Here is a 21,231-nt window from a genome sequence, read left to right on the forward strand (position 1 = left end):
GCATCGCGCATCGCGTGCGGTGCGTCGCCGCGCGAAGCTCGCACTTGAGCGCCATGCGCCCATCGCCGTGCGCGCGCGTTCCCGCATGCGCGCCGAGCGGGTTCAAAACCGCCGCGCGAGCACGTCGGCATCCACCGATCGAATGTCGGTATGGCCGCACAGCGCCATCGTCGTGTCGAGCTCGCGCGCGATGATGTCGAGGCTGCGAAACACGCCCTCCTCGCCCAGCGCCGCGACGCCGTAGAGAAACGCGCGCCCGATCATCGTGCCGCGCGCGCCGAGCGCGACCGCCTTCAGTACGTCCTGCCCCGTGCGAACGCCGCCGTCGAGCCAGACTTCGACGCGCCGGCCGGCCGCATCGGCGATGGCGGGCAGCGCTTCGACCGACGATATCGCGCCGTCGAGCTGACGGCCGCCGTGATTCGACACGACGATCGCGTCCGCGCCCGCTTCGGCCGCGAGGAGCGCGTCGCGCGGATCGAGCACGCCCTTGACGATCAGCTTGCCGCTCCACCGTTGCCGGACCCATGCGACGTCGCGCCAGCCGATCGCCGGATCGAACTGTTCGCGGGTCCACGATTCGAGCGACGACATGTCGGTCACGCCCTTCACGTGCCCGAAGATGTTGCCGAAATGGCGGCGGCGCGTGCGGGCCATGCCGATGCACCAGCGCGGCTTGCTCGCCATGTTCAGCAGGTTCGCCAGCGTGATGCGCGGCGGCGTCGACAAGCCGTTTTTCACGTCCTTGTGCCGCTGGCCGCCGATCGGCAGATCCATCGTCATCACGAGCGCGGGGCAGCCCGCCGCCTTCGCGCGCTCGATCAGCCGCTCGATGAAGTCGCGCTCGCGCATCATGTAGAGCTGGAACCAGAACGGCCCGGGCGCATGCGTGGCGATGTCCTCGATCGAGCAGATGCTCATCGTCGACAGCGTGAACGGCACGCCGAACCGCTGCGCGGCGCGCGCCGCGAGAATCTCGCCGTCGGCGCGCATCATGCCGACGAGCCCGGTCGGCGCGAGCGCGACCGGCATCGCGACGTCCTGCCCGGCCATCGTCGTGCGCAGGCTGCGTTGCGAGATGTCGACGCCGACCCGCTGACGCAGCCTGACGTGCTGGAAGTCCGCTTCGTTCGCGCGATACGTCGTTTCCGTGTAGGAGCCCGTGTCGACGTAGTCGTAGAACATCCGCGGGATGCGTTTTTTCGCGAGAACGCGAAGATCTTCGATGCAGGTGATCGGGACGGACATGGGCGGCTCCGAGAGGGTGGCGACGATGCTAACGCCGCGCCCGGCGTCGCGCCCGGAAATATCTTCAGGCGCGGCGCGAAAGAAATTCCGCGCCGTCGTGCGCCGCGCGCTCGCAGACGCTCGCGAGCCAGGCCACGAACGCGTCTGCGGCGGCGCGTGACGCGTGCGGCATCACGTAATACGGGGCGGCCGGCCGCGCGATGCGCGGAAACGGCGGGACGAGCGCACCCGACGCGAGCCAGTGGCGCGCGAGCGCGGGGCTGCCGAGCGCGACGCCCTGGCCGCTGACCGCCGCCTCGAGCAGGAGCCCGAGATCCATCAGCTTCGGGCCGTTCGCGGGCTCCGGCCAGTCGAGGCCGGCGACGCGGAACCACGGCGTCCACGGTTCGAGCGGCGTGCAGAGGAGCGGCAGCGCGGCGAGATCCGCGGGCGCGCGCAACGGTGCGTGCCGTTCGAGCAGCGACGGCGCGGCAAGCGGCGTCAGCGAATCGACCATCAGCACGGTCGCGCCCGACACAATCGGGCCGCCGCCGCGAATCCAGAGATCGGCGCCCGTCGGCGGACCGTCGGGAAAGGGGCTCGCGAGCATCACTTCGAGCTCCACGCCCGGGTGCGCAAGCGTGAATTCGTCCAGACGCGGAACCATGACCTGTCGCGCGAACGTCGGCGGCGCGCAGATCCGCAGCCGTTCCGCGTTGCCTGCGCCGCGCCGGTGCAGCGGCACCGCGGCGAGCAGATGCAGCGGCGCATGAACCTGATGCAGATATTCGCTGCCGGCCGACGTCAGCGCCAGCGCCTTGCCGCTGCGCACGAGCAGCTGCACGCCGAGCAACTGTTCGAGCGCCGCGACGCGCTTGGCGACCGCGCTTCCCGTCACGCACAGCTCCTCGGCCGCGCGCTCGAACGTGCCGTGGCGCGCGGCGGCCACGAAGGCGAGCAGGCCGTCGAGGGACGGGAGGCGGAGGTCGCGGAGGTCGGAGGCGTTCATCCGGCGATTCTAATCGACCGGTTTCGCGGCGGTTGCGCGGACGACGCCCGGCCGGCGGCGTGCCGTCGCGCGGCGCGGCTTCGATCGAGCGTGCATTGGCGGCGGCGCGTTTCATCGGATGAATATCCGCTCGACACGAAATGGAGCCGATGTGTCGCGCGCGAATCGCCGCGACGCGGTCGGGCGGCGCGCCTCGCTCGGCCGCGTCGTCATGCGGCCGCCACCCGACCGCCACCCGACCGCCACCCGACCGCCACCCGACCGCCACCCGACCGCTACCCGGCCGCTACCCGACCGCTACCCGACCGCTACCCGACCACCATCTCGGCCGCGAGACTTCCCGCCCACCTGCCGGTAATCGATCATGCAAGACGCGACGATCCGCGCCTTCATTCGAGATCGGCACGTGCGCCGCCGCGCGACGAGCGGACTTACGAGCTCACGGCCCACGCTTGCGGCGCGGCGGCGCGCAGATTCCGCCGATATCGGCCGAGCCCGGCGATGCCGGCGAGCGACACGAGCGACAGCAGCGAGAAGTACAGCGCGAGCGGCAGCCATTCGCCCTGATAGCGCTGCGCGATCATCGCGCCGACGAGCGGCGTCGTGCCGCCCGCGACGAGCGCGCACAGCTGGTACGCGATCGAGATGCCCGAATAGCGCACGCGCGTCGGGAACGCGGGCGTCATGAAGCCCGCGATCACCGCGTAGACCGCCGACAGCGCGACGACCGCGAACGCGATGCCCGCGACGATCGCGACCGGATCGTGCGTGCGGACGAGGACGAACATCGGATACGGCGACAGCATCGACAGCAGCGCCGCGCAGATCAGAAACCGCGTTTCGCCGAAGCGTTGCGCGAGCAGCGCCGAGACGGGCTGCGACAACAGCTGGATGATCGTGACGATGAACAGGCAATCGAGAATGAACGATTTCGACATCCCGAGATACGTCGTCGCGTACGAGATCATGAACGTGTTGGTGAAGAAGAAGCCGGCGGAGCCGATCGTCGTCGCGGCGGCGGCGAGCACGATCGGATGCCACGCGGTGCGCAGCGCGTCGGCGACCGGATAGCGGGCGATCGCACCGCTGTCGCGCACGCGCTCGAACTCCGGCGATTCGTTGACGCCGAGCCGGATCGCGACGCCGACGAGCAGCAGCACGAAGCTCGCGAGGAACGGCAGACGCCAGCCCCACGACACGAAGCTGTCGTGATCGAGCGACGTGACGAACCGGAACGCGAGCAGCGACAGGATCAGCCCGGCCGGACTGCCCATCTGCGGGAACGACGCGAACAACGTCCTGCGCTCGGCGCTCGCATGCTCGCTCGCCATCAGCACCGCGCCGCCCCATTCGCCGCCGACCGCGATCCCCTGCAGGATGCGCAGCAGCACGAGCAGCGCCGGCGCCCAGACGCCGATCGTCGCGTAGCCGGGCAGCAGGCCGATGCCGGTCGTCGCGATGCCCATCAGGAACATCGTCAGGACGAGCATCTTCTTGCGGCCGATCCGGTCGCCGAGATGGCCGAACACCGCGCCGCTCAGCGGCCGCGCGACGAAGCCGACGAAGAACGTCGCGAACGACGCCATCGTGCTGACGAAATGATTGCCGCTCGGGAAGAACACGTCGCCGAGCACGAGCGCGGCGGCGGTCGCGTACGTGTAGTAATCGTAGAACTCGACGGCCGTGCCGATGAAGGCGGCCGTCGCGGCGCGCACGGGCTGATGCGTGCGCAGAGTCGGGGTAGGCATGGGCGATCCTGTCAGGGTGATGACGGCGTGACGGTGGCGGAGGCGCGGGCGAGGCGGCGGACGAGCGAGCGATCCGCCCGCTCGTCCGCCGCCGGGCGGCCTTCGTTCGATTCTGTTTTCCAATCCGAAGCATGGGTGACGCTCACGCACCGCTCGCGCATCGGCAGCCGCTTGCGCGAACCGGCACGCGGCGCGGCGGCGCGCCCGCGGCCTCGATGGTGTTCGAGCACGCGCGTCGTGCCGCTCGCGTCTAGCGAATCCGATTCGTTCGCCTGCATCGGCATCGACGCCGCCGCCGAATCGATCGCGACCGGCCGTGCGTCGCGTGCCGTGCGCGCAGAGACTGACCGAATCGGGTCGCTCCCGGGTAGCTCCAGGCGATCGGAGGTGGAAAAAAAGCGCCGGCGGCGAGCCGGCGCTTCGAATCGCGACACTTCACGCAGCGCGCTACGTCGGCCGGCGCGCGAGGTGGACGCCCGCGAGCATGCAGCGCACCGAGCCGCCCGCCGTCTCGATCGTCGGCACGTCGAGCGGCAGCAGCCGCGCCGAGCGTTCGATCAGCCCGCGCTGGCGCGGCGTGAGGCAATCGAGCGCGCGGCGCGACAGCGCGAGCACGCGCGCGTCGCGCGCGGACAGCTCGAGCGCGTTGCCGGCGAACTCGGCGATCTGCTCGTTCTCGAGCGCGATCACCGTCCGGCCCGTTTCGGCGATGCGGCGGCGCACTTCGTCGCGGCGGTTCGGATCGCTGATCAGATCGAGGCCCACCAACGCGAACTCGGTCGCGATGCTCATCATCACGTTCGTGTGATAGACCGGGCGGCCGTCGGCGTCGGCGGTGTCGAAGCACATGGGCTCGAAATTGAAATGCGTGCAGAAGCGTTCGAGCGCGACGGGATCGGCGCGGCGCGAGCGCGCGGTGTACGCGACGCGCGCGACGTGGTCGAGCACCATCGCGCCCGTGCCTTCGAGAAAGACGTCGTCGTGCTCGAGGCCGGAAAAATCGATCACGTCCTGCACGCGGTATTCGCGCTTGAGCATCTCGATGACGTCCGCGCGCCGCTCGCGCCGGCGATTCGCGTTGCAGATCGGATATAGCGCGACGTGGCCGCCCGGATGCGTCGAGAACCAGTTGTTCGGGAACACGGAATCCGGCGTGTTGCCGTCGCCGTGATCGTCGAAGACGTGCACGCGGACGCCCGCCTCCGACAGCCGGCCCGCGGCCGCGGCGACTTCGTCGCGCGCGGCGGCCGCGACGGCCTGCGCGCGCGCGTCGTCGCCGGCCGGGGGCGTGCGTTGAAACGCGTTGTCGGCGGCCGTGTCCGGATTCGGAAAGAAACGGTGCGGCCGGATCATGACGACGGCCGCAGCCGCCTGAATCGACTGAAGACTCATGGAGTGCGACGAGAAAACGAGAAGGGCGCGGCGCGCCGAACGCCTCAGCGCGAGAACGCTTCCGCTCGAACGAACGCCGGCGTCGCGCGGGGCGCGACGCCGGCCGGCGCGCCGATCAGCGCGTACAGGTTTTTCGGATCGTCGGCGGGCGGGATCAGCGAGATCGGCGTGCCGGCGTCGTGCCGCAGCGCGAGCGCGTGCAGATGGCGCAGCGCCGAGTAGTCCTCGAGCGCGAAGCCGACCGAATCGAAGATCGTGACTTGCGACGCGCTGTCCCGCCCGGCCGCCTCCTGGCGCAGCACGCGCCACAGTTCGGTCACCGGAAAATCGGCCGGCATCTGCTGGATGTCGCCTTCGATGCGCGTCTGCGGCTCGTATTCGACGAACACGCGGCCCATGCGCAGCACGTCCGCGTGCAGCTCGGTCTTGCCCGGGCAATCGCCGCCGACCGCGTTCAGATGCATGCCGGGCTCGATCATGTCCGGCGTGACGATCGTCGCGTACGCCTTGTCGGCGGTGACGGTCGTCACGATGTCGGCGCCGCGCGCCGCGCCGGCCGTCGATGCGGCGGGGATCACGCGCAGCCCCGGATACGCGGACAGGTTGCGCACGAGCTTGTCGGTCGCGTGCGGATCGATGTCGTACGCGCGGATCTCGTCGATGCCGAGCAGCGTGTGAAACGCGATCGCCTGGAACTCGCTCTGCGCGCCGTTGCCGATCAGCGCCATCGTCCTCGCGTCGTCGCGTGCGAGCGCGCGCGCCGCGAGCACCGACGTCGCGGCCGTGCGCAGCGCGGTGATCAGCGTGAGCTCGGCGAGCAGCACCGGGTAGCCGGTGTCGACTTCGGCGAGCGCGCCGAACGCCATCACCGTGTGCATGCCGCGGCCGGCGTTGACCGGATGGCCGTTCACATACTTGAACGCGAACAGCTTCGCATCGGCGACGGGCATCAGCTCGATCACGCCGTCGCGCGAATGGCAGGCGACGCGCGGGGATTTGTCGAAGTCGTTCCAGCGCAGATAATCGGCGCGCAGCGTGTCGACGAGTTCGCCGACGAAGCGCGCAACGCCGACGCGCGCGATCAGCCGGCTCGTGTCGGGAACGTCGAGGAAGCGTGTCATGAGGTGTCTCCCGTGTTGGCCGCGGCCCTCGTCGGGCCGCTCGTTCAATTGATTATTTCGAAGTCCTCGGCCAACAGATAGCGAGCAAAAGTGACAGAATGCTCGATAATTTAGGCGTTCTGCTTGCCTCGAGATGACAAAATGCGCAGTCGGCGGCTTTCGCGCCGCCGCCCGGTGCCGCACTTTCATTGATTGCTCGGAGAGACTCCCCATGATCAGCCTCGACGACGTCGACCGACAACTCATCGCGCTGCTGCGCGACAACGCGCGCACGCCGGTCGTGACGCTCGCGAAGCAGTTGCGCGTCGCGCGCGCGACCGTGCAGAACCGCATCGCGCGGCTCGAGAAGCACGGCGTGATCGTCGGTTATACGGTGCGGCTGAAGCCCGCCGCGGAGAAGCATCGAATTCGCGCGCTGATGTCGATCGCCGTGCAGGGCAATCGCGCGGCGGACGTCGTCAAGGTGCTGCGCGGGAATCCGAACGTCGCGACGATCCACAGCACCAACGGGCGGTGGGATCTCGTCGCCGAGCTCCACGCCGATTCGCTGGAGAATTTCGATCGCGTGCTGGGCGTGATTCGCCTGGTCGACGGGATCGCCAATACGGAGACGAGCATCCTGCTGTCGACGCACAAGGCGTGAACGGCGGGTTCGTGTTTCGCGATGCGTGGCTCGCGCTTCACGTGGGTTCGTGCGCGACGTTCGATGCGTCGCGCATCGGGCCTGAAGAAGCGCGATGCGCGCGGTCGCGCCTGTCGCATCGGGCATCGGGGATTCGACATGCGACATGCGACATCCGACATCCGACATCCGACATCCGACATCCGACATCCGACATCCGACATCCGACCGAAGGCGTTCGTCAGGACATCGGATCATTGAGCGAGACGCGCGCGTTCACACCGGCGATCGTGGTTCCCGATCCGTGCGCCGCCGCTCCTTCGTCCCCCCGCCCGCCGGCGACGGTCGACGCGCCGCGTAATCGTTCGATTCGCTTCGCAGCCAGGCGACGAACGATTGCACGCGCGGATCGTCCGGCCGCGCATGGATCAGCTTGTATTGCGCGGGCGCGGGCACGCAGCGTCCGAGCACGTGGACGAGCCGCCCGCGCGCGATCTCGTCGTCGACGAGCGCCTGCCGGCACACCGCGACGCCTTGCCCCGCAAGCGCCGCGCCGATCGCGAGGCTCGCGAGGTTGAATTCCGGCCCGCGCAGCTCGCCTGCGTATTCCGGCACGACGGCGGCGAGCCACGTGCGCCATTCGACGTACTTCGGCGCATCGGGCCACGCCGACGCATCGTGCAGCGGCACGATGCTCGATACCCATTCGGCCGTTGCCCCCGGCGGATGCCGGTCGAGATACGCGGGCGCGGCGACCGCGACGAGACGCTCGTCGAACAGCGGCTCGACATGGAGCGCGTCGTAATCGAACGGGTCCCAGCGGATCGCGACGTCGATGTCGCCTGCGGCCATCGTCTCGCGATCGATCGCGTGAAACTCCGCTTTCAGCCGCACCGACGTCTGCGGATGCAGCCGATGAAACTCGGTGAGCCTCGGCATCAGCCATTGCAGCGCGAACGACGGCAGGCAGCTCACCTGCAGGTGCGCGTCCGGCGCGCTCAACTGGCGCAGCGTGCGGCCGAGCGACGCGAACGCCGCCAAAGTCGCCTCGTGCAGCACGCCGCCCTTCGGCGTGAGCGCGAGCCCGCGCGCCTGGCGCACGAACAGCGGATAGCCGAGACGCGCTTCGAGCTGGCGGATCTGCTGGCTGATCGCGCTTTGCGTCAGGTGCAGCGCGTCGGCGGCTTTCGTGAAGCTGCCGAGCCGGCCGGCCGCCTCGAAGCAGCGCAGCGCGCCGAGCAGCGGCGTGTCGAGCTTCGTATCCATTAGTGTGGCTTATGCTCCCGCAAGAATTGATCGCTTCATCGGCTGATCGTCGGAACGTACGATGACGGCCTGTTCATCGCATTCTATTTCAGGCCATGCACGACAGCCGACAACTTCCGCTCGATCCGAATCTATTAGCCAGACTTCAGTCTGGCTCGCCGATGCTGTGGCTCAATCCGCATCAGGGCGCGCCGCTGCCGGACATCGCGCCGACCGCCGCCGATCTCGCCGACGCCGACGCGCGCCTGCGCCGCTGCGGCGGCTTGCTGGCCGCGCTGTTTCCCGAGCTGCGGCCGTCGGGCGGGCGGATCGCGTCGCCGTTGCAGCGGGCCGATCGGTTGCAGCGCGCCGGTCATACGGACGCGGGCGCGTGGTTCGTCAAGCGGGACGACGCGCTGCCGGTAGCCGGCTCGATCAAGGCGCGCGGCGGTTTTCACGAGGTGCTCGCGCTCGCCGAATCGATCGCGGATCGGCACGGCCTGCTCGATGCGCACGCCGACCGGCGCGTGCTCGCGAGCGGCGACGCGCGGGCGCTGTTCGCACGCTACACCGTGATGGTCGGCAGCACCGGCAATCTCGGCTTGAGCATCGGGATGCTCGCGTCGGCGCTCGGGTTTCGGACCGTCGTGCACATGTCGGCGGACGCGAAGGCGTGGAAGAAGGCGCGCCTGCACACGCGCGGCGTGGACGTCGTCGAGCACGCGGGCGACTATGCGAAAGCGGTCGATGCCGGACGCCGGCAGGCCGCCGGCATGCCGCGCTGCCATTTCGTCGACGACGAAGGATCGCGGATGCTGTTTCTCGGCTACGCGACGGCTGCCGCCGAACTCGCCGGGCAGCTCGCGCGTGCCGGCCGGACAGTCGACGCGCGTCACCCGCTGTTCGTCCACATTCCGTGCGGCGTCGGCGGCGCGCCGGGCGGCATCGCGTACGGGCTCAAGGCGCTGTACGGCGAGCACGTGCATTGCTTTCTCGCCGAGCCCGCCGCGTCGCCGTGCGTGCTCGTGCAGCTCGCGAGCGGCGGCGCGCGTTCGATATCCGTCTACGACATCGGCCTCGACAATCGCACCGAGGCGGACGGGCTGGCGGTCGCGCAGGCGTCGCACCTCGCCGGCCCGCTGCTGCGCGCGCAGGCCGCGGGCGTGTTCACGGTCGACGATCGGCGGCTGTTCGCCGGCCTGCTCGACGCGAACGAGCGGCTCGGCATCGATCTCGAGCCGTCGGCGGCGGCGGCGTTCGGCGGCCCGGCGTGGATCGCGGCGTCGCAGGCGGGGCGCGACTACCTGCGCGGCCGGGGCATCGCGCCGAACGAGGCGACGCACGTGATCTGGGCGACGGGCGGCTCGCTCGTTCCGGCCGGCGCGCATCGGCGCTTTCAGGCGCGGGCGCGCGCGCAGCGGCGAGCGGATGCCGCTCGCGCGTGAGCGGGCGGCTGCTTCGCCGCTTCGGCCGGCGGTTGGGGGGCGCAGCGCGCGCGGCGGGCGTCGTTTCGCATGCCGCGCGGCGCACGACAACCGATAGGCGCGCGGCGTTTCGGCGCTCGTCGCGCCGCAAATCGGGCAATCGCGCGGGCGTGCTACGCGATGTCGCGCTGTGTATCGAGTGACGCATCGAATCGCGCATCTGCATAGCGGATCGCGCATCGAGTCACGCTTCGAGCTGCGCCTGACGAATCAGCCAGGTCACCATCGTCGCGATGTCGTCCGGGCGCCGCGGCTCGTTCGGATAGACGACGTAATAGCCGATCGACAGCGGCAGCGCGAAATCGAACAGCCGGCGCAGCCTTCCCGCGTCGATGTCGCGGCCGACGAGCTGATCGCTGACGAGCGCGACGCCTTGCCCCGCGATCGCGGCGTCGATCGCGAGCGACGATTGATTGAAGCGCGGGCCCTTGCCCGGATCGAGCGCGACGCGCTCGGGCAGCGCGGCGAGAAACTCGGGCCACAGATCGTGCGCGTCGTGCAGCAGCACCTGCCCGGCGAGATCGCGCGGGCTCGCGAGCGCGCCGGGCGAGTTCAGCAGCGCCGGGCTGCAAACCGCGTAGATGTCGACCGGAAACAGAAAGCGCGTGGCGAGCCCCTTGCCGAAAGGCGGCTTGCCGTAGCGAATCGCGACATCGACGCCGTCGTTCTGGAACGTCGCGAACCGCGAATCGGCGATCACGCGGATGTCGATGTCGGGATGCTCGTCGCCGAAGCTCGCGAGCCGCGGGATCAGCCAGCGCGACGCGAACGACGGCGTCGTGCTGATCGTGAGGCTCGAGCGGCGCTTGACGAGCCGGTCGGTCGCGTCGCCGATCAGGTTCAGCGCGCGCCGCACGTCGGTGCAGTACGCGAGGCCGTCTGCCGTCAACGCGAGGCCGCGCGGCAGGCGTTCGAACAGCTTCACGCCGAGGACGTCTTCGAGGTGGCGCACCTGTTGCGCGACGGCGCCCTGCGTGACGCCGATCTCGTCGGCCGCCGCACGGAAATTCAGGTGCCGCGCGGATACCTCGAACGCGCGGAGCGCATTCAGCGGCGGCAGTCGGCCGGGGATTCGGATCGTCATGCTTTGCCAGTAGAAAAATTATCGTCAGATGCAAGAAATGATGATTCGACACGACGAATCGCCGCGCCTAAATTAGCACGTCGACAGGAGCAATGCGGGCGATGCGGCCCGCACATCATCCGAAGGAGATTGTCGTGACAGTAGAAAAAGTGGCATTGATCACGGCGGCGGGCAAGGGCATGGGCGCCGCGATCGCGCGCGAGCTCGCGTCGGCCGGCTACCGCGTCGCGCTGATGTCGCCGTCGGGCAGCGCGATCGCGCTCGCCGGCGAGCTGGGCGGCTTCGGCATCCAGGGCTCCGTGACGGACGAGGCCGACATCGAGCGGCTCGTGCGCGAGACGCTCGCGCGCTACGGCCGCATCGACGCGGTCGTGAACAACACCGGCCATCCGCCGAAGGGCGACTTGCTGTCGATCGCGGATGCGAGCTGGCACGACGCGCTCGATCTGATCCTGCTGAACGTCGCCCGGCTGATGCGCCGCGTGACGCCGATTTTTCAGGCGCAGGGCGGCGGCGCGGCCGTCAACCTGTCGAGCTTCGCGGCCGTCGCGCCGGAACAGCCGATGCCGGTGTCGTCGGTGCTGCGCGCGGCGCTCGGCGCATGGACGCGGCTGTACGCGCAGCGCTACGCGGCCGAGAACATCCGGATGAACGCGGTGCTGCCGGGCTTCGTCGACAGTTGGCCCGAGACGCCCGAGATCGTCGCGCGCATTCCCGCGGGGCGCTTCGGCAAGACGCAGGAGATTGCGAAGACCGTCGCGTTCCTGCTGTCGGACGGCGCGGGGTATATCACGGGGCAGAGCATTCGCGTCGACGGCGGGATCGTGCGGGCGGTGTGACGCGGCTCGCCGCAGCCGCCGAGCCGCGGCCATGATCGCGATCGGCTCGATCAGGCCGCCTTCGCCGGTTCGCGCGCCGCGTTCCGTCCGGCGATGCGCGGGCGCGTCACGCGGCGTTCGCTTGCGCCGGCGCGAGCGGGCGGCCGTGATAATCCGGCAGCGCGAGCGTGCTCGCTTCGTCGCGTTCGATGATGTCGTCGATGTCCGAGAACGGCGCGCCGTTGCTGCGGCGGTCGACTTCGTCGATCAACCGGTCGGGCAGATCGAGCCGGTCGCCGAGCACGATGTTCGACGTGTACGTTCGCCGGTCGTGCTCGTAGATCGACAGCGCTTCGTAGACGTCCGGCGTTTCCGCCAGACGCTTGCCGAGGCTGTGGGCGTCGAGAATCGCCTGCCCGGCGCCGTTGGAGCCGACGGGCACCATCGGGTGCGCGGCGTCGCCGATCAGCGTGACGCGTCCGCTCTGCCAGCGGGGCAGCGGGTCCCGATCCGCCATCGGCATCGCGATGATCGGGCACGCCGCGCGTTCGAGCAGATTCGGCGCGTCGAGCCAGTCGAACGTTCTCGACGCGAAGAAGCGGATGAAATCCTTGTCGTTTCCCGGTGCGGCGTTCGAGCCGTCGCGGTAGACGGCCTCGTCCAGCTCGGCGACCCAGTTGATCAGTTGATCGCCCCGCGCGTTGACCTGGTTGCGGATCGGATAGATCACGAGCTTGCCGTGCGACGGGACGCCGACCCGGACCATGCTCGCGCCGGTGAGAAAAGGCGGCGCGATCGTGACGCCGCGCCACATGAGCACGCCGTTGCCTTCGGCTTGCGGGCCGTCCGGATAGAGCGAACGATACACATTCGAGTGAACGCCGTCGGCGCCGATCAGCGCGTTGCATTCCACGTTCACGATGCCCGCGTTGGTCGACGCGCTGGAAAAAATCGCCCTTACGGACCGTTCGTTTTGCGCGAGGGAGATAAACGAATGGCCGGTAACGAGAAAATCCGGGCCGAGCCGTTCGGTTGCGGCCTTCAGTAAAACGAGTTGAAGTATTCCTCGGTGAATCGAAAGTTGCGGAAAATCATGGCCACCATATTTTCCGAGCGGAAGTGAATGAATGCGCTGGCCGTGCCGCGTGAAAAACACCATCTCTTTCGTCGTTACCGACTGGCGGGCGAGCGTTTCGAGCAGCCCGAGCTCGTGAAGCACTTGCGTCGCATAAGGCTGGATGTTGATTCCCACGCCCACCGGCTCGATGCGCGGCGTGGCCTCGAATACCTTGACCGATAGGCCTCGCGCGTGCAGCGAGAGCGCCAGCGTCAATCCCGCAATCCCCGCGCCGACTATGACGATCTTTTTCATGGCAGTTAAATGAACCGCGTGCGTATTTTAAGAGATATTCAATAATATTCATCCGAGGCAGCGGGCCGGAAATTATCATGCGTCCACCTTGAAATCAAGGGGGCGTTGTTGCCGTATTTTTCATTGTCGATCTGATTGTGTTCGATGGTGAAATTGATGATTTTTACTTCGCCGAATGCGTTGGTGACTTTATTCGGAAAACGGACATCCGGACCGGCGGCGCGTCGACGCGAATCGTCGCGCGTCGCCCCGATCGGCCGGCGCGAGAGGCCGGTGCGGCGCGCGCCTTGACGCGTGCGCGCGCGCGACCCAAACTGGCTTCGATCGACGGACGGGCGGACCGTTTTCATCCGTGTCGGCTCGCCGCCGCGATTCGCCCCGTCACTCGCGCCCGCCCGCTGCGATGTCCGATTTCGTTCGATTGATCCGATTATTTTGCGTCGCCTGTGCGGGCCTCGTCGTCCACTGCGCGAACGCGTCGCCGATCGACGCCGATGCGGGCGCCGCCGACGCCGCGCCCGCCACCGTCGTCAGCGACGTCCACGTGTTCGTCGTCCAGCGCGACGGCTCCGTCGACGAGGAAGACGATTCGACGCTGCGCGCGAACACCGCGAGCGGCATCGACGACGTCGCGCAGCGCTACGTGTGGTTCAACAAGGACATCGACCGCGTCGAGCTGTTGAAGGCCGAGACGATCGACGGCGCCGGCGTCGCGCATCCGGTCGGCCCGGAGGCGATTCGCGACGTCGAGGAGCCGCGCTCCGCCGGCGCGCCGTTCTTCGAGAACGGCGTGTTGCGCTCGGTGATCTTTCCGGGCGTCGACGCGCACGCGCGCACGCGCCTCGTGTTTCGCAAGTCGCGCACGAAGCCGCGCGATCCGGGGTTCTTCGGCTATTTCGTCGCGCCGTCGCGGATGCCCGTCGACGCGCAGCGCCTCATCTTCGACCTGCCCGCCGACATGCCGCTCTACGCGGACGCGCGCGGCTACGTCGCGCGAGCGCCGGTGACGGAGAACGGCCGCACGCGCTACGCATTCGATTATCGGCACGGCCCTTATCCGCGCATCGAGAGCGGCTCGGTCGGCTATGCGACGTACGGCGATCGGCTGATGGTATCGACGCTGCGCGATTTCGCGTCGTTCGCGGAGCGCTATCGCGTCGCGGCCGTCGACGCGACCGCGGCCGATCCCGCCGTCGCGCGGCTCGCCGAATCGATCGTCGCGAGCGCGGGGGCGTCCGAGCCGCGCGCGAAGGCGCGGGCGATCTACGACTGGGTGCGCATGAACGTGCGCTACGTCGCGCTCTTTCTCGGCGAGACCGCGGCCGCGCCGCACAAGGTGACGGACATCCTGCGCAACCGCTACGGCGACTGCAAGGATCACGTCGCGCTGTTCGGCGCGCTGCTCGCGGCGCTCGGCATACGCAGCGAGCCGGCGCTGCTGAATCTCGGCCCCGTCTACACGCTGCCCGCCGTGCCCGGCTACGGCGGCAGCGCGATCAATCACGCGATCACGTGGCTGCCCGATCTCGGGCTCTTCGCCGACACGACGGTCGGCGGCGTCGAGTTCGGCTATCTGCCGCCCGTCGTGATGGATCGGCCGGCGCTCCTCGTCGACGACGGCGTGCTGTCGCGCACGAGCGCGACGCAGCCGCGCGCGCGCGATGCGCGCCTGCGGATCGACGTCGCGCCGGGCGGGACCGCGCGCTATCAGTATTACGTCGAGGATGCGGGCTGGACGGCGGAGCTCGAGCGCGGCGTGTTCAGGCAGGCGGCGCGCGAGCGCGTGCGGCAGCTCGCGATCGATCGGCTGCGACAGAGCGGCTTGCGCGGCACCGCGCAGCTCGGCGCGAGCGAGCGCGATGCGACGGGCGGGCCGTTCTCGACGTCGATGACGGGCACGCTCGAGCACTTCATGTGGCCCGACGGCACGACCGCGCTGCCGGCGCTGTCGAGCCTGTCGGGCGGCATCGCGACGCAGGTGCAGGGCTGGCTCGACGAGCCCGTGCGCACGCAGCCGTGGCTGTGCATCGGCGGCGACTTCGACGAGACCGCGCAGATCGCGCTGCCCGACGACGCGAGCGTGACCGATCTGCCGGCCGACGCGACAGTGCGGGACCGCTTCGTCGATTACGAATCGCACTATGTGCTCGATGCGCCCGCGCGCGTCGTGCAGATCACGCGGCGCCTGCGCGCGCGCTTCGCGCATCAGGTGTGCTCGCCGGAAGATTTCGATGCGGCGCGCGCGTCGCTCGAGCGCATCGAGCGCGATGCGCTCGCGCAGATCGTCGTGCGCGCGAAGGCGCGCGACTGACTGCTTCGGATACCTTCGGAATTCGCCGTGTCGACGAAGGCGAATCAGCTTCTGCCGCGCCCGCGATAGCTTTCCACTTCCGCATCGTACGCGGCCAGAAACGCCTTGCCGAACACGGACGCGAAATCGTCTTCGATCGCGAACAGCGTGTCGCGATGCGTCGTCGCATAGCGGTCCCACAGACGCGCCTTGTACAGCGCGGGCAGGCGCTTCTCGTACCACTGCGGCGCGACGGCGCGCTCGCGCAGGCGCTGCGGCGAGAAGCGCGTCAACAGGTCCATCAACGCGGCGCGCATGCCGGCCACCATGCCGATCTGGTGCGCGTGCAGATCCTGGAACGCGTCGGACACCGCGCTTTGCGGCGACATGAACCCCGGCAGCGGCAGCCCGAACATCTGGCGCAGCACCGCGCTGCCGTCCGGCAGCAGCTTCAGCGGATTGTTCTCGCGATCGAGCAGCATCGTCATGTCGGCCTTCACTTCGCGTTTCAGGATGCTGCGCGACGACAGCAGCTCGACCGTGCCGTTCGCGAAGAGCGCGAGCAGTTGCCCCGCGATGAACAGCTGCTCGGCGGACCAGCGATGCGATTCGGCCGCGGTGTCGAGGCCCGCGCCCTCGAAGAACGCCTGCAGCAAGTTCTCGGGCGTCGCGGGCTTTGTGGGCGTCGATGCGCGCGCGCGCGCGGGCATGCCGGCCGCGTCGGCGGAATTCGCGGCGCGCGCGTGCGGCGTCGAATCCGGCTGCGCCGCGGTCGCGGCGGGCTGCACGCGGACGTGATGCGTCCATTCGGGCGCGTGATCCGATTGCGCGGCGGGCGGCGGCGCGTGACGATGGCCGTCCCGCGCGCCGCCCGCCGGCGCGTCCAGGCCGGCTTGCGGCTGCGCGAATAGGTCGAGCGGATCGGTCGACAGTTGATGCAGCTCGCGCGGCGCGGCGCAGGCCGACGCATCCGGGCGCCGCGCCGCGCCGGGGCGCTCGACGGCCGTGGCCGGCCGCGCGCCGGACTCGTCGCCGCCGGCGGGCGTCCTGCCGAGCCCGAAGCGGTCGTGCAGCAGGCCCCACAGTTTGTTGCCCGCGCCTTTCGCGTCCATGCGCGATGCGGGTGGAGCGCCCGCCGCCGATGACGCTTCGATGGTCCGCTCGATCGCGGCATCGTCGGGCTCCGCGCGCAGCAGATATGGCCCGATCCGGATGATGTCGCCCATGTTGAGGCGCTGCGCCTGCGCATAGCCGATCGGCACGCGGTTCACCTCGATCGTCGACACGCTGCTCAGGTTCTTCAGCAGGCACGCGTCGTCGCCCACTTGCAGCAACGCCTGAAGGCGCGAGATCTGGCGCGTGTCGTCGCGCAGCACGAGATGATTGTCGCTGTCCCGGCCGATGGTGCCGCCCGGCGGATGAAACACGACGGCGTTGCGGTCATCGGTGCCGACCGGCTCGCCCGCGTGTTCGATAACGATCAGTTGCATGTCGATACGTCGTTCAGTGGATGAAGCGTTCGCCTGGAAACCGATTTGTTCAGGACGACGCATGTTTGCGACGCGCGGCCTCGAACGCCGGCCCCCAGATCGGATGCCCCTTTTCGGCAGGGGACAGATCGAAGCGCGGATTGATGTCGAGGATTCTCGAGAACTCGGCGCGGCATTGCGTGACGCGCCTCTTCAAGCAATAGCTGAACGCGAGCAGCTTGTGCGCGGTGACTTGCGTGTTGGCGTCGGCGCCGTCGATCTCGTGCGCGTGCGCGCCGAGCAGCGAAATCGTGCGCCCGTAGTCGCCCGCGTCGTAGGCGGCGCGCGCGCCGTCGACCGTGGCCTGCGCAGCGGTCTGAATCGGGGAAGCCGGGGAATTCGGGGAATTCGTGCCGCAACCGCCAATCCCCGCCAAGAAAAAGCCAAGGAAAATATAAAGCGACGATCGGCCTTTCATTCTTGAATTGACGGTTTTAAGTGAATGGGAAAGGGTGGCGCGCCGTGCTGTTGGATTCTAGTTCCGATAATTGGAAATGGACCGGCTGTTACTTTTTGTTTCATCTTGAAACAATAAGTCTGATTAAAGTCCGCTTCTCGGCCGGGCCATGCCTTGTGAAGCGCGAAAGTTGAACCTATAGTTCGATGTGATTTTTGTTTTCGTCGGTTGTTTGGCCGTGCTCATCCCAGTGCGTAAAAGCCCGCCGCCCATCCGGCGGCATAAAGGGCTCGGCACGAAATAGGCTCCGCGCAGGGCCGTCCGCGCCAGGCGGCGGCGAGGTGCGTCGCGTCTACCCGGCTGGCGTTCGCGAACTTGGAACGGGCGGCCGCAACGAATCAGTCCCGTGAATGATGTCAGGCATTGTCAGGAAGTAATTCAGCTACTCGAATTTCCAGGAATTTCAATTCTCCAGGATTTATTGGTGATTTGACCCGGCTTTCTATTCGATGAAATTTCCGGGTGAAACATCAGTGAAAGGAAATGGAAATTATTAATTAATCGACCTAAAAAAGATCGTCACTTGTTTTTAATTCGGTCCGGATTCCGCTTGGGGAAGCCGGCGGGCATCTTGTTGCGATGCGAGAAATGACACATAAAATGCGACGGCGATCAGGCGGCTACATCGTATTGGGATGCGTGCTGCTGCTTTCGGGATGCGGGGCGACCGAGCGTTCCGTTGCGGTGCCGTATTCGATCACGCTCGACGTCGCGCCCGACGTCAATCCGGACATTAATCGCAAGCCGTCGCCGATCGTGCTGAAGGTGTTCCAGCTGAAGACGGCGTCCGCGTTCGAGACCGCCGATTTCTTCTCGCTGCAGGACAAGCCGGAGAGCGCGCTCGGCCCGGATCTGCTCGGCATCGACCGGATCATCCTGCGGCCGGGCGACGCGCGCACGCTCCACTATCGCGGCAACGTCGACGCGAGCGCGCTCGGCATCGTCGCCGAGTATCGCGTGCTCGAGAAGAACCGCTGGCGGCTCACCGTGCCGCTGCCGCGCGCGAAGCAACTGAACCTGTACCGATTCTGGCAAACCTCGCCGAGCGAAATGAAGCTGTCGATCGCGGTCAAGAACGGCGGCATCGGCATCGGCCTCGGCGGCGATTCGCGAGTACGCCAATGAACGAGCCGGCATTGTCCGCGACCCCTGCTGCGGCGCTGCGTCAGCGCGTGATCTGGACCGAGGGCATGTTCCTGCGTCCGCAGCATTTCCAGCAGCTCGAGCGGCATTGGGAGCGCTACGTCGGCATGCGCTGCCTGCCGCTGCAAGGCTTCTACTGGGGCTTCGACGATTTGCAGCTCGACCGCGAGCTGCTCGCGCTCGGCAAGGTCGCGTTGCACGCCGCGTCCGGCGTGATGCGCGACGGCACGCCGTTCGATCTCGCGCATCCCGACGATCGGCCCGAGCCGCTCGACGTGCCCGCCGACGCGAAGGATCAGCTCGTCGTGCTCGCGCTGCCGCTGTGGCGCGGCGGCGCGCAGGAGGTGTCGTTCGGCGCGGATGCCGACGGCAACGGCGACGCGGGCTTCGCGCGCTACGTCGTGCGCGAATACGAAGTCGCCGACGCGAACGAGGTCGCGCTCGGCCCGGCGCTCTTGCAGACCGGGCGCCTGAACGTGCGCCTGATGCTCGAATCGGAGCTGACGGGCGATTGGGAAGCGCTCGGCGTCGCGCGCGTCGTCGAGCGGCGCACCGACGGGCGCCTCGTCGTCGACGACGGCTACATTGCGCCGCGGCTCGTCGCGCAGCGCGATCCGGTGCTGCTGCGCCACACGCGCGAGCTGCACGGGCTGCTGACGCAGCGCAGCGAGGCGCTCGCCGAGCGCCTGTCGGAGCCGGGGCGCGGCGGCGTGTCCGAAGTGGCCGACTTCCTGCTGCTGCAGCTCGTCAACCGCTATCTGGCGCTCACGTGGCACGCGCAGCAGGACGTCGCCGCGCATCCGGAGACGCTGTTCTGCGACTGGCTGAAGCTCGCGTGCGATCTGAGCACGTTCACCGCGGCGGGCCGGCGGCCGCAGGCGCTCGCGATCTATCGGCACGACGATCTGCGCACGAGCTTCGGCGAGCTGATGGCCGAGCTGCGGCGCTCGCTGTCGACGGTGCTCGAGCAGAACGCGATCCAGATCGAGCTGCGCGACGCGGGCAACGGGATGAAGATCGCGACGATCGCCGATCCGGCGCTGCGCGACACCGCGGGCTTCGTGCTCGCGGTGCGCGCCGACGTGCCGGCCGACAGCCTGCGCGCGCGCTTCCCGGCGCAGGCGAAGCTCGGGCCCGTCGAGCGGATTCGCGATCTCGTGCAATTGCAGCTGCCGGGCATCGCGATGCGGCAATTGCCGGTCGCGCCCCGGCAGATTCCGTATCACGCGGGCCACACGTATTTCGAGATCGACAAGGGCGGCGAGATGTGGAAGCAGCTCGAACGCTCCGGCGGCCTCGCATTTCATTTCGCCGGCGAATTTCCGGGACTCTCGATGGAGTTCTGGGCGATTCGCGGGTGAGGGCGGGATGGCGCGATGAACTCTTCTTCCGATTCGTTCTCGGCCGGCACGGGCGGGTTCGTGCCGCCGAACCCCGGCGGCGTGCATCCGGGCGCCGCGTCGGCGGCCGCGGGCGCGGCGCAGCCGAGGCCGGGCCGCTGGGCGGCGAGCGGCACGAATCCGCTCGTCGCGGCGGCGAATCCGCTGCTCAACCTCGTGCCGCAGATCCGCTCGACGGTTCATCATCCGAATCCCGCGTGGCTGCGCGAGCATCTCGTCGTCGAGATCCGGCAGTTCGAGGAGCGCGCGCAGCAGGCGGGCGTCGCGTCCGAGGCGATCATCGGCGCGCGCTACTGCCTGTGCACCGCGCTCGACGAGGCGGCCGCGCTGACGCCGTGGGGCGGCAGCGTGTGGTCGTCGCACAGTCTGCTCGTGTCGTTCCATAACGAGACGTGGGGCGGCGAGAAGTTCTTTCATCTGCTCGAACGGCTGTCGCAGCAGCCGCGTCAGCATCTGGATCTGCTCGAGCTGCTCTACTTCTGTCTCGCGCTCGGCTTCGAGGGGCGCTATCGCGTGCTCGACAACGGTCGCGCGCAGCTCGACTCCGTGCGCCGCCAGCTCGCGCAGACGATCCGCTCGGTGCGCGGCGAATTCGAGCCGGCGCTGTCGCCGCACTGGCGCGACGTCGTCACGCGCGAAGTCACGCGGCGCTTCGCTGTGCCGCTGTGGGTGTGCGCGGCGCTCGCGCTGCTCGCGGGCTTCGCGGTGTTCGCGGGCCTGCGCATTGCGCTCGCCGGGCATTCGGATCGGCTGTTCGCGTCGATCGATGCGCTGCACGTGCCGAAGCTGCAGCCGGCGCAGCCCGCGGCGCGTCCGGCGCCCGCGCCGCGCGTCGCGAAGTTCCTCGAGCCGGAGATCGTCGCGGGCCTCGTGACCGTGCGCGACGAGGCCGATCGCAGCGTGATCGTGCTGCGCGGCGACGGCCTGTTCCAATCGGGCTCGACGTCGGTGATCGATCGCTACGCGCCGGTGCTGATGCGCGTGGCCGACGCGCTGAACAAGGTGCCGGGCAGCGTGCGCGTGAGCGGCTACACCGACGACACGCCCGTGCACACCGCGCGCTTCGCGTCGAACTGGGACCTGTCGCGCGAGCGCGCGGAGGCGGTCCGCAGCCTGATCGCCGCGCGCCTGGACCGCGCGGAGCGGATCACGGCCGAAGGGCGCGGCACGCTCGATCCCGTCGCGCCGAACGATTCGCCCGCGAACCGCGCGCGCAACCGGCGCGTCGAGATCACGCTGATGCTCGCGCCCGGCAGCGACGCGGCGCGCGCAACGAAGGAGACGCCCTGA

Annotated in this window: 19 protein-coding genes; 7 read left to right on the plus strand and 12 right to left on the minus strand. The window is 68.7% G+C overall.

What is annotated here, in order from left to right:
• Nucleotides 1–102: 102 nt before the first annotated feature.
• The 6 genes from WT60_RS21180 to WT60_RS21205 all read right to left on the minus strand — a co-directional run bounded on the left by WT60_RS21180 (nucleotide 103) and on the right by WT60_RS21205 (nucleotide 6,497).
• Nucleotides 103–1,248, minus strand: coding sequence for an alpha-hydroxy acid oxidase (locus tag WT60_RS21180; RefSeq protein WP_038746013.1), 1,146 nt, complete (start codon nucleotides 1,246–1,248; stop codon nucleotides 103–105).
• A gap of 64 nt (nucleotides 1,249–1,312) precedes the next feature.
• On the minus strand, nucleotides 1,313–2,236 hold the full coding sequence (locus WT60_RS21185) for a LysR substrate-binding domain-containing protein (protein WP_060356145.1): 924 nt from the start codon (nucleotides 2,234–2,236) through the stop codon (nucleotides 1,313–1,315).
• A 431-nt stretch (nucleotides 2,237–2,667) separates the two neighbouring features.
• Nucleotides 2,668–3,984: an MFS transporter gene (locus WT60_RS21190; RefSeq protein ID WP_038746017.1), complete on the minus strand. Its 1,317-nt coding sequence runs from the start codon at nucleotides 3,982–3,984 to the stop codon at nucleotides 2,668–2,670.
• Nucleotides 3,985–3,995: 11 nt separating this feature from the next.
• Nucleotides 3,996–4,418 (minus strand): hypothetical protein, encoded by a 423-nt coding sequence (locus WT60_RS33865; protein ID WP_145986844.1) that lies wholly within the window; start codon nucleotides 4,416–4,418, stop codon nucleotides 3,996–3,998.
• A 13-nt stretch (nucleotides 4,419–4,431) separates the two neighbouring features.
• The gene (locus tag WT60_RS21200; protein WP_038746020.1) at nucleotides 4,432–5,376 is read right to left on the minus strand and encodes an arginine deiminase-related protein; all 945 of its coding nucleotides are present in this window, start codon (nucleotides 5,374–5,376) and stop codon (nucleotides 4,432–4,434) included.
• 44 nt (nucleotides 5,377–5,420) lie between these two features.
• Nucleotides 5,421–6,497, minus strand: a complete 1,077-nt coding sequence (locus tag WT60_RS21205; RefSeq protein WP_052145044.1) for an ornithine cyclodeaminase — start codon at nucleotides 6,495–6,497, stop codon at nucleotides 5,421–5,423.
• A gap of 211 nt (nucleotides 6,498–6,708) precedes the next feature.
• Between WT60_RS21205 and WT60_RS21210 the strand changes: the two genes are divergently transcribed.
• The gene (locus WT60_RS21210) at nucleotides 6,709–7,140 is read left to right on the plus strand and encodes an Lrp/AsnC family transcriptional regulator (protein WP_038746022.1); all 432 of its coding nucleotides are present in this window, start codon (nucleotides 6,709–6,711) and stop codon (nucleotides 7,138–7,140) included.
• Nucleotides 7,141–7,395: 255 nt separating this feature from the next.
• Here WT60_RS21210 and WT60_RS21215 read toward each other — a convergent pair whose 3' ends face one another.
• Nucleotides 7,396–8,385: a LysR substrate-binding domain-containing protein gene (locus tag WT60_RS21215; RefSeq protein WP_060356143.1), complete on the minus strand. Its 990-nt coding sequence runs from the start codon at nucleotides 8,383–8,385 to the stop codon at nucleotides 7,396–7,398.
• 95 nt (nucleotides 8,386–8,480) lie between these two features.
• On the opposite strand from WT60_RS21215, the gene WT60_RS21220 reads away from it, so the two are divergent.
• Nucleotides 8,481–9,809, plus strand: a complete 1,329-nt coding sequence (locus WT60_RS21220; RefSeq protein WP_060356142.1) for a D-serine ammonia-lyase — start codon at nucleotides 8,481–8,483, stop codon at nucleotides 9,807–9,809.
• Nucleotides 9,810–10,032: 223 nt separating this feature from the next.
• On the opposite strand, the gene gcvA is transcribed toward WT60_RS21220, so the two are convergent.
• A complete protein-coding gene (gene gcvA / locus WT60_RS21225; RefSeq protein WP_059671377.1) occupies nucleotides 10,033–10,932 on the minus strand; it encodes a transcriptional regulator GcvA in 900 nt (299 codons plus the stop codon).
• A 134-nt stretch (nucleotides 10,933–11,066) separates the two neighbouring features.
• On the opposite strand from gcvA, the gene WT60_RS21230 reads away from it, so the two are divergent.
• Nucleotides 11,067–11,771, plus strand: coding sequence for an SDR family oxidoreductase (locus WT60_RS21230; RefSeq protein WP_060356178.1), 705 nt, complete (start codon nucleotides 11,067–11,069; stop codon nucleotides 11,769–11,771).
• A 106-nt stretch (nucleotides 11,772–11,877) separates the two neighbouring features.
• On the opposite strand, the gene WT60_RS21235 is transcribed toward WT60_RS21230, so the two are convergent.
• Nucleotides 11,878–13,122, minus strand: coding sequence for a flavin-dependent oxidoreductase (locus WT60_RS21235; protein ID WP_060356141.1), 1,245 nt, complete (start codon nucleotides 13,120–13,122; stop codon nucleotides 11,878–11,880).
• 38 nt (nucleotides 13,123–13,160) lie between these two features.
• Nucleotides 13,161–13,472, minus strand: coding sequence for a hypothetical protein (locus WT60_RS21240; RefSeq protein ID WP_060356140.1), 312 nt, complete (start codon nucleotides 13,470–13,472; stop codon nucleotides 13,161–13,163).
• A 53-nt stretch (nucleotides 13,473–13,525) separates the two neighbouring features.
• Here WT60_RS21240 and WT60_RS21245 point away from each other — a divergent pair, with 53 nt between their 5' ends.
• Nucleotides 13,526–15,433, plus strand: coding sequence for a DUF3857 and transglutaminase domain-containing protein (locus tag WT60_RS21245; RefSeq protein WP_059671379.1), 1,908 nt, complete (start codon nucleotides 13,526–13,528; stop codon nucleotides 15,431–15,433).
• 44 nt (nucleotides 15,434–15,477) lie between these two features.
• Here WT60_RS21245 and tagH read toward each other — a convergent pair whose 3' ends face one another.
• Both tagH and WT60_RS21255 read right to left on the minus strand, forming a co-directional pair.
• Nucleotides 15,478–16,902: a type VI secretion system-associated FHA domain protein TagH gene (tagH, locus tag WT60_RS21250; protein WP_060356139.1), complete on the minus strand. Its 1,425-nt coding sequence runs from the start codon at nucleotides 16,900–16,902 to the stop codon at nucleotides 15,478–15,480.
• Nucleotides 16,903–16,951: 49 nt separating this feature from the next.
• Nucleotides 16,952–17,359, minus strand: a complete 408-nt coding sequence (locus WT60_RS21255) for a TssQ family T6SS-associated lipoprotein (protein ID WP_060356138.1) — start codon at nucleotides 17,357–17,359, stop codon at nucleotides 16,952–16,954.
• 639 nt (nucleotides 17,360–17,998) lie between these two features.
• Here WT60_RS21255 and tssJ point away from each other — a divergent pair.
• From tssJ to WT60_RS21270, 3 genes are read left to right on the plus strand one after another with little or no spacing between them, the layout of a single operon-like run.
• The gene (gene tssJ, locus WT60_RS21260; protein ID WP_038746033.1) at nucleotides 17,999–18,523 is read left to right on the plus strand and encodes a type VI secretion system lipoprotein TssJ; all 525 of its coding nucleotides are present in this window, start codon (nucleotides 17,999–18,001) and stop codon (nucleotides 18,521–18,523) included.
• Nucleotides 18,520–19,902, plus strand: a complete 1,383-nt coding sequence (tssK, locus tag WT60_RS21265) for a type VI secretion system baseplate subunit TssK (protein ID WP_060356137.1) — start codon at nucleotides 18,520–18,522, stop codon at nucleotides 19,900–19,902. The genes tssJ and tssK overlap by 4 nt, the downstream gene beginning before the upstream one ends.
• A 15-nt stretch (nucleotides 19,903–19,917) precedes the next feature.
• Nucleotides 19,918–21,231: a DotU family type VI secretion system protein gene (locus WT60_RS21270; RefSeq protein ID WP_038746037.1), complete on the plus strand. Its 1,314-nt coding sequence runs from the start codon at nucleotides 19,918–19,920 to the stop codon at nucleotides 21,229–21,231.

This window comes from Burkholderia sp. MSMB617WGS (genome assembly GCF_001532025.2).
GTDB lineage: Bacteria > Pseudomonadota > Gammaproteobacteria > Burkholderiales > Burkholderiaceae > Burkholderia > Burkholderia savannae.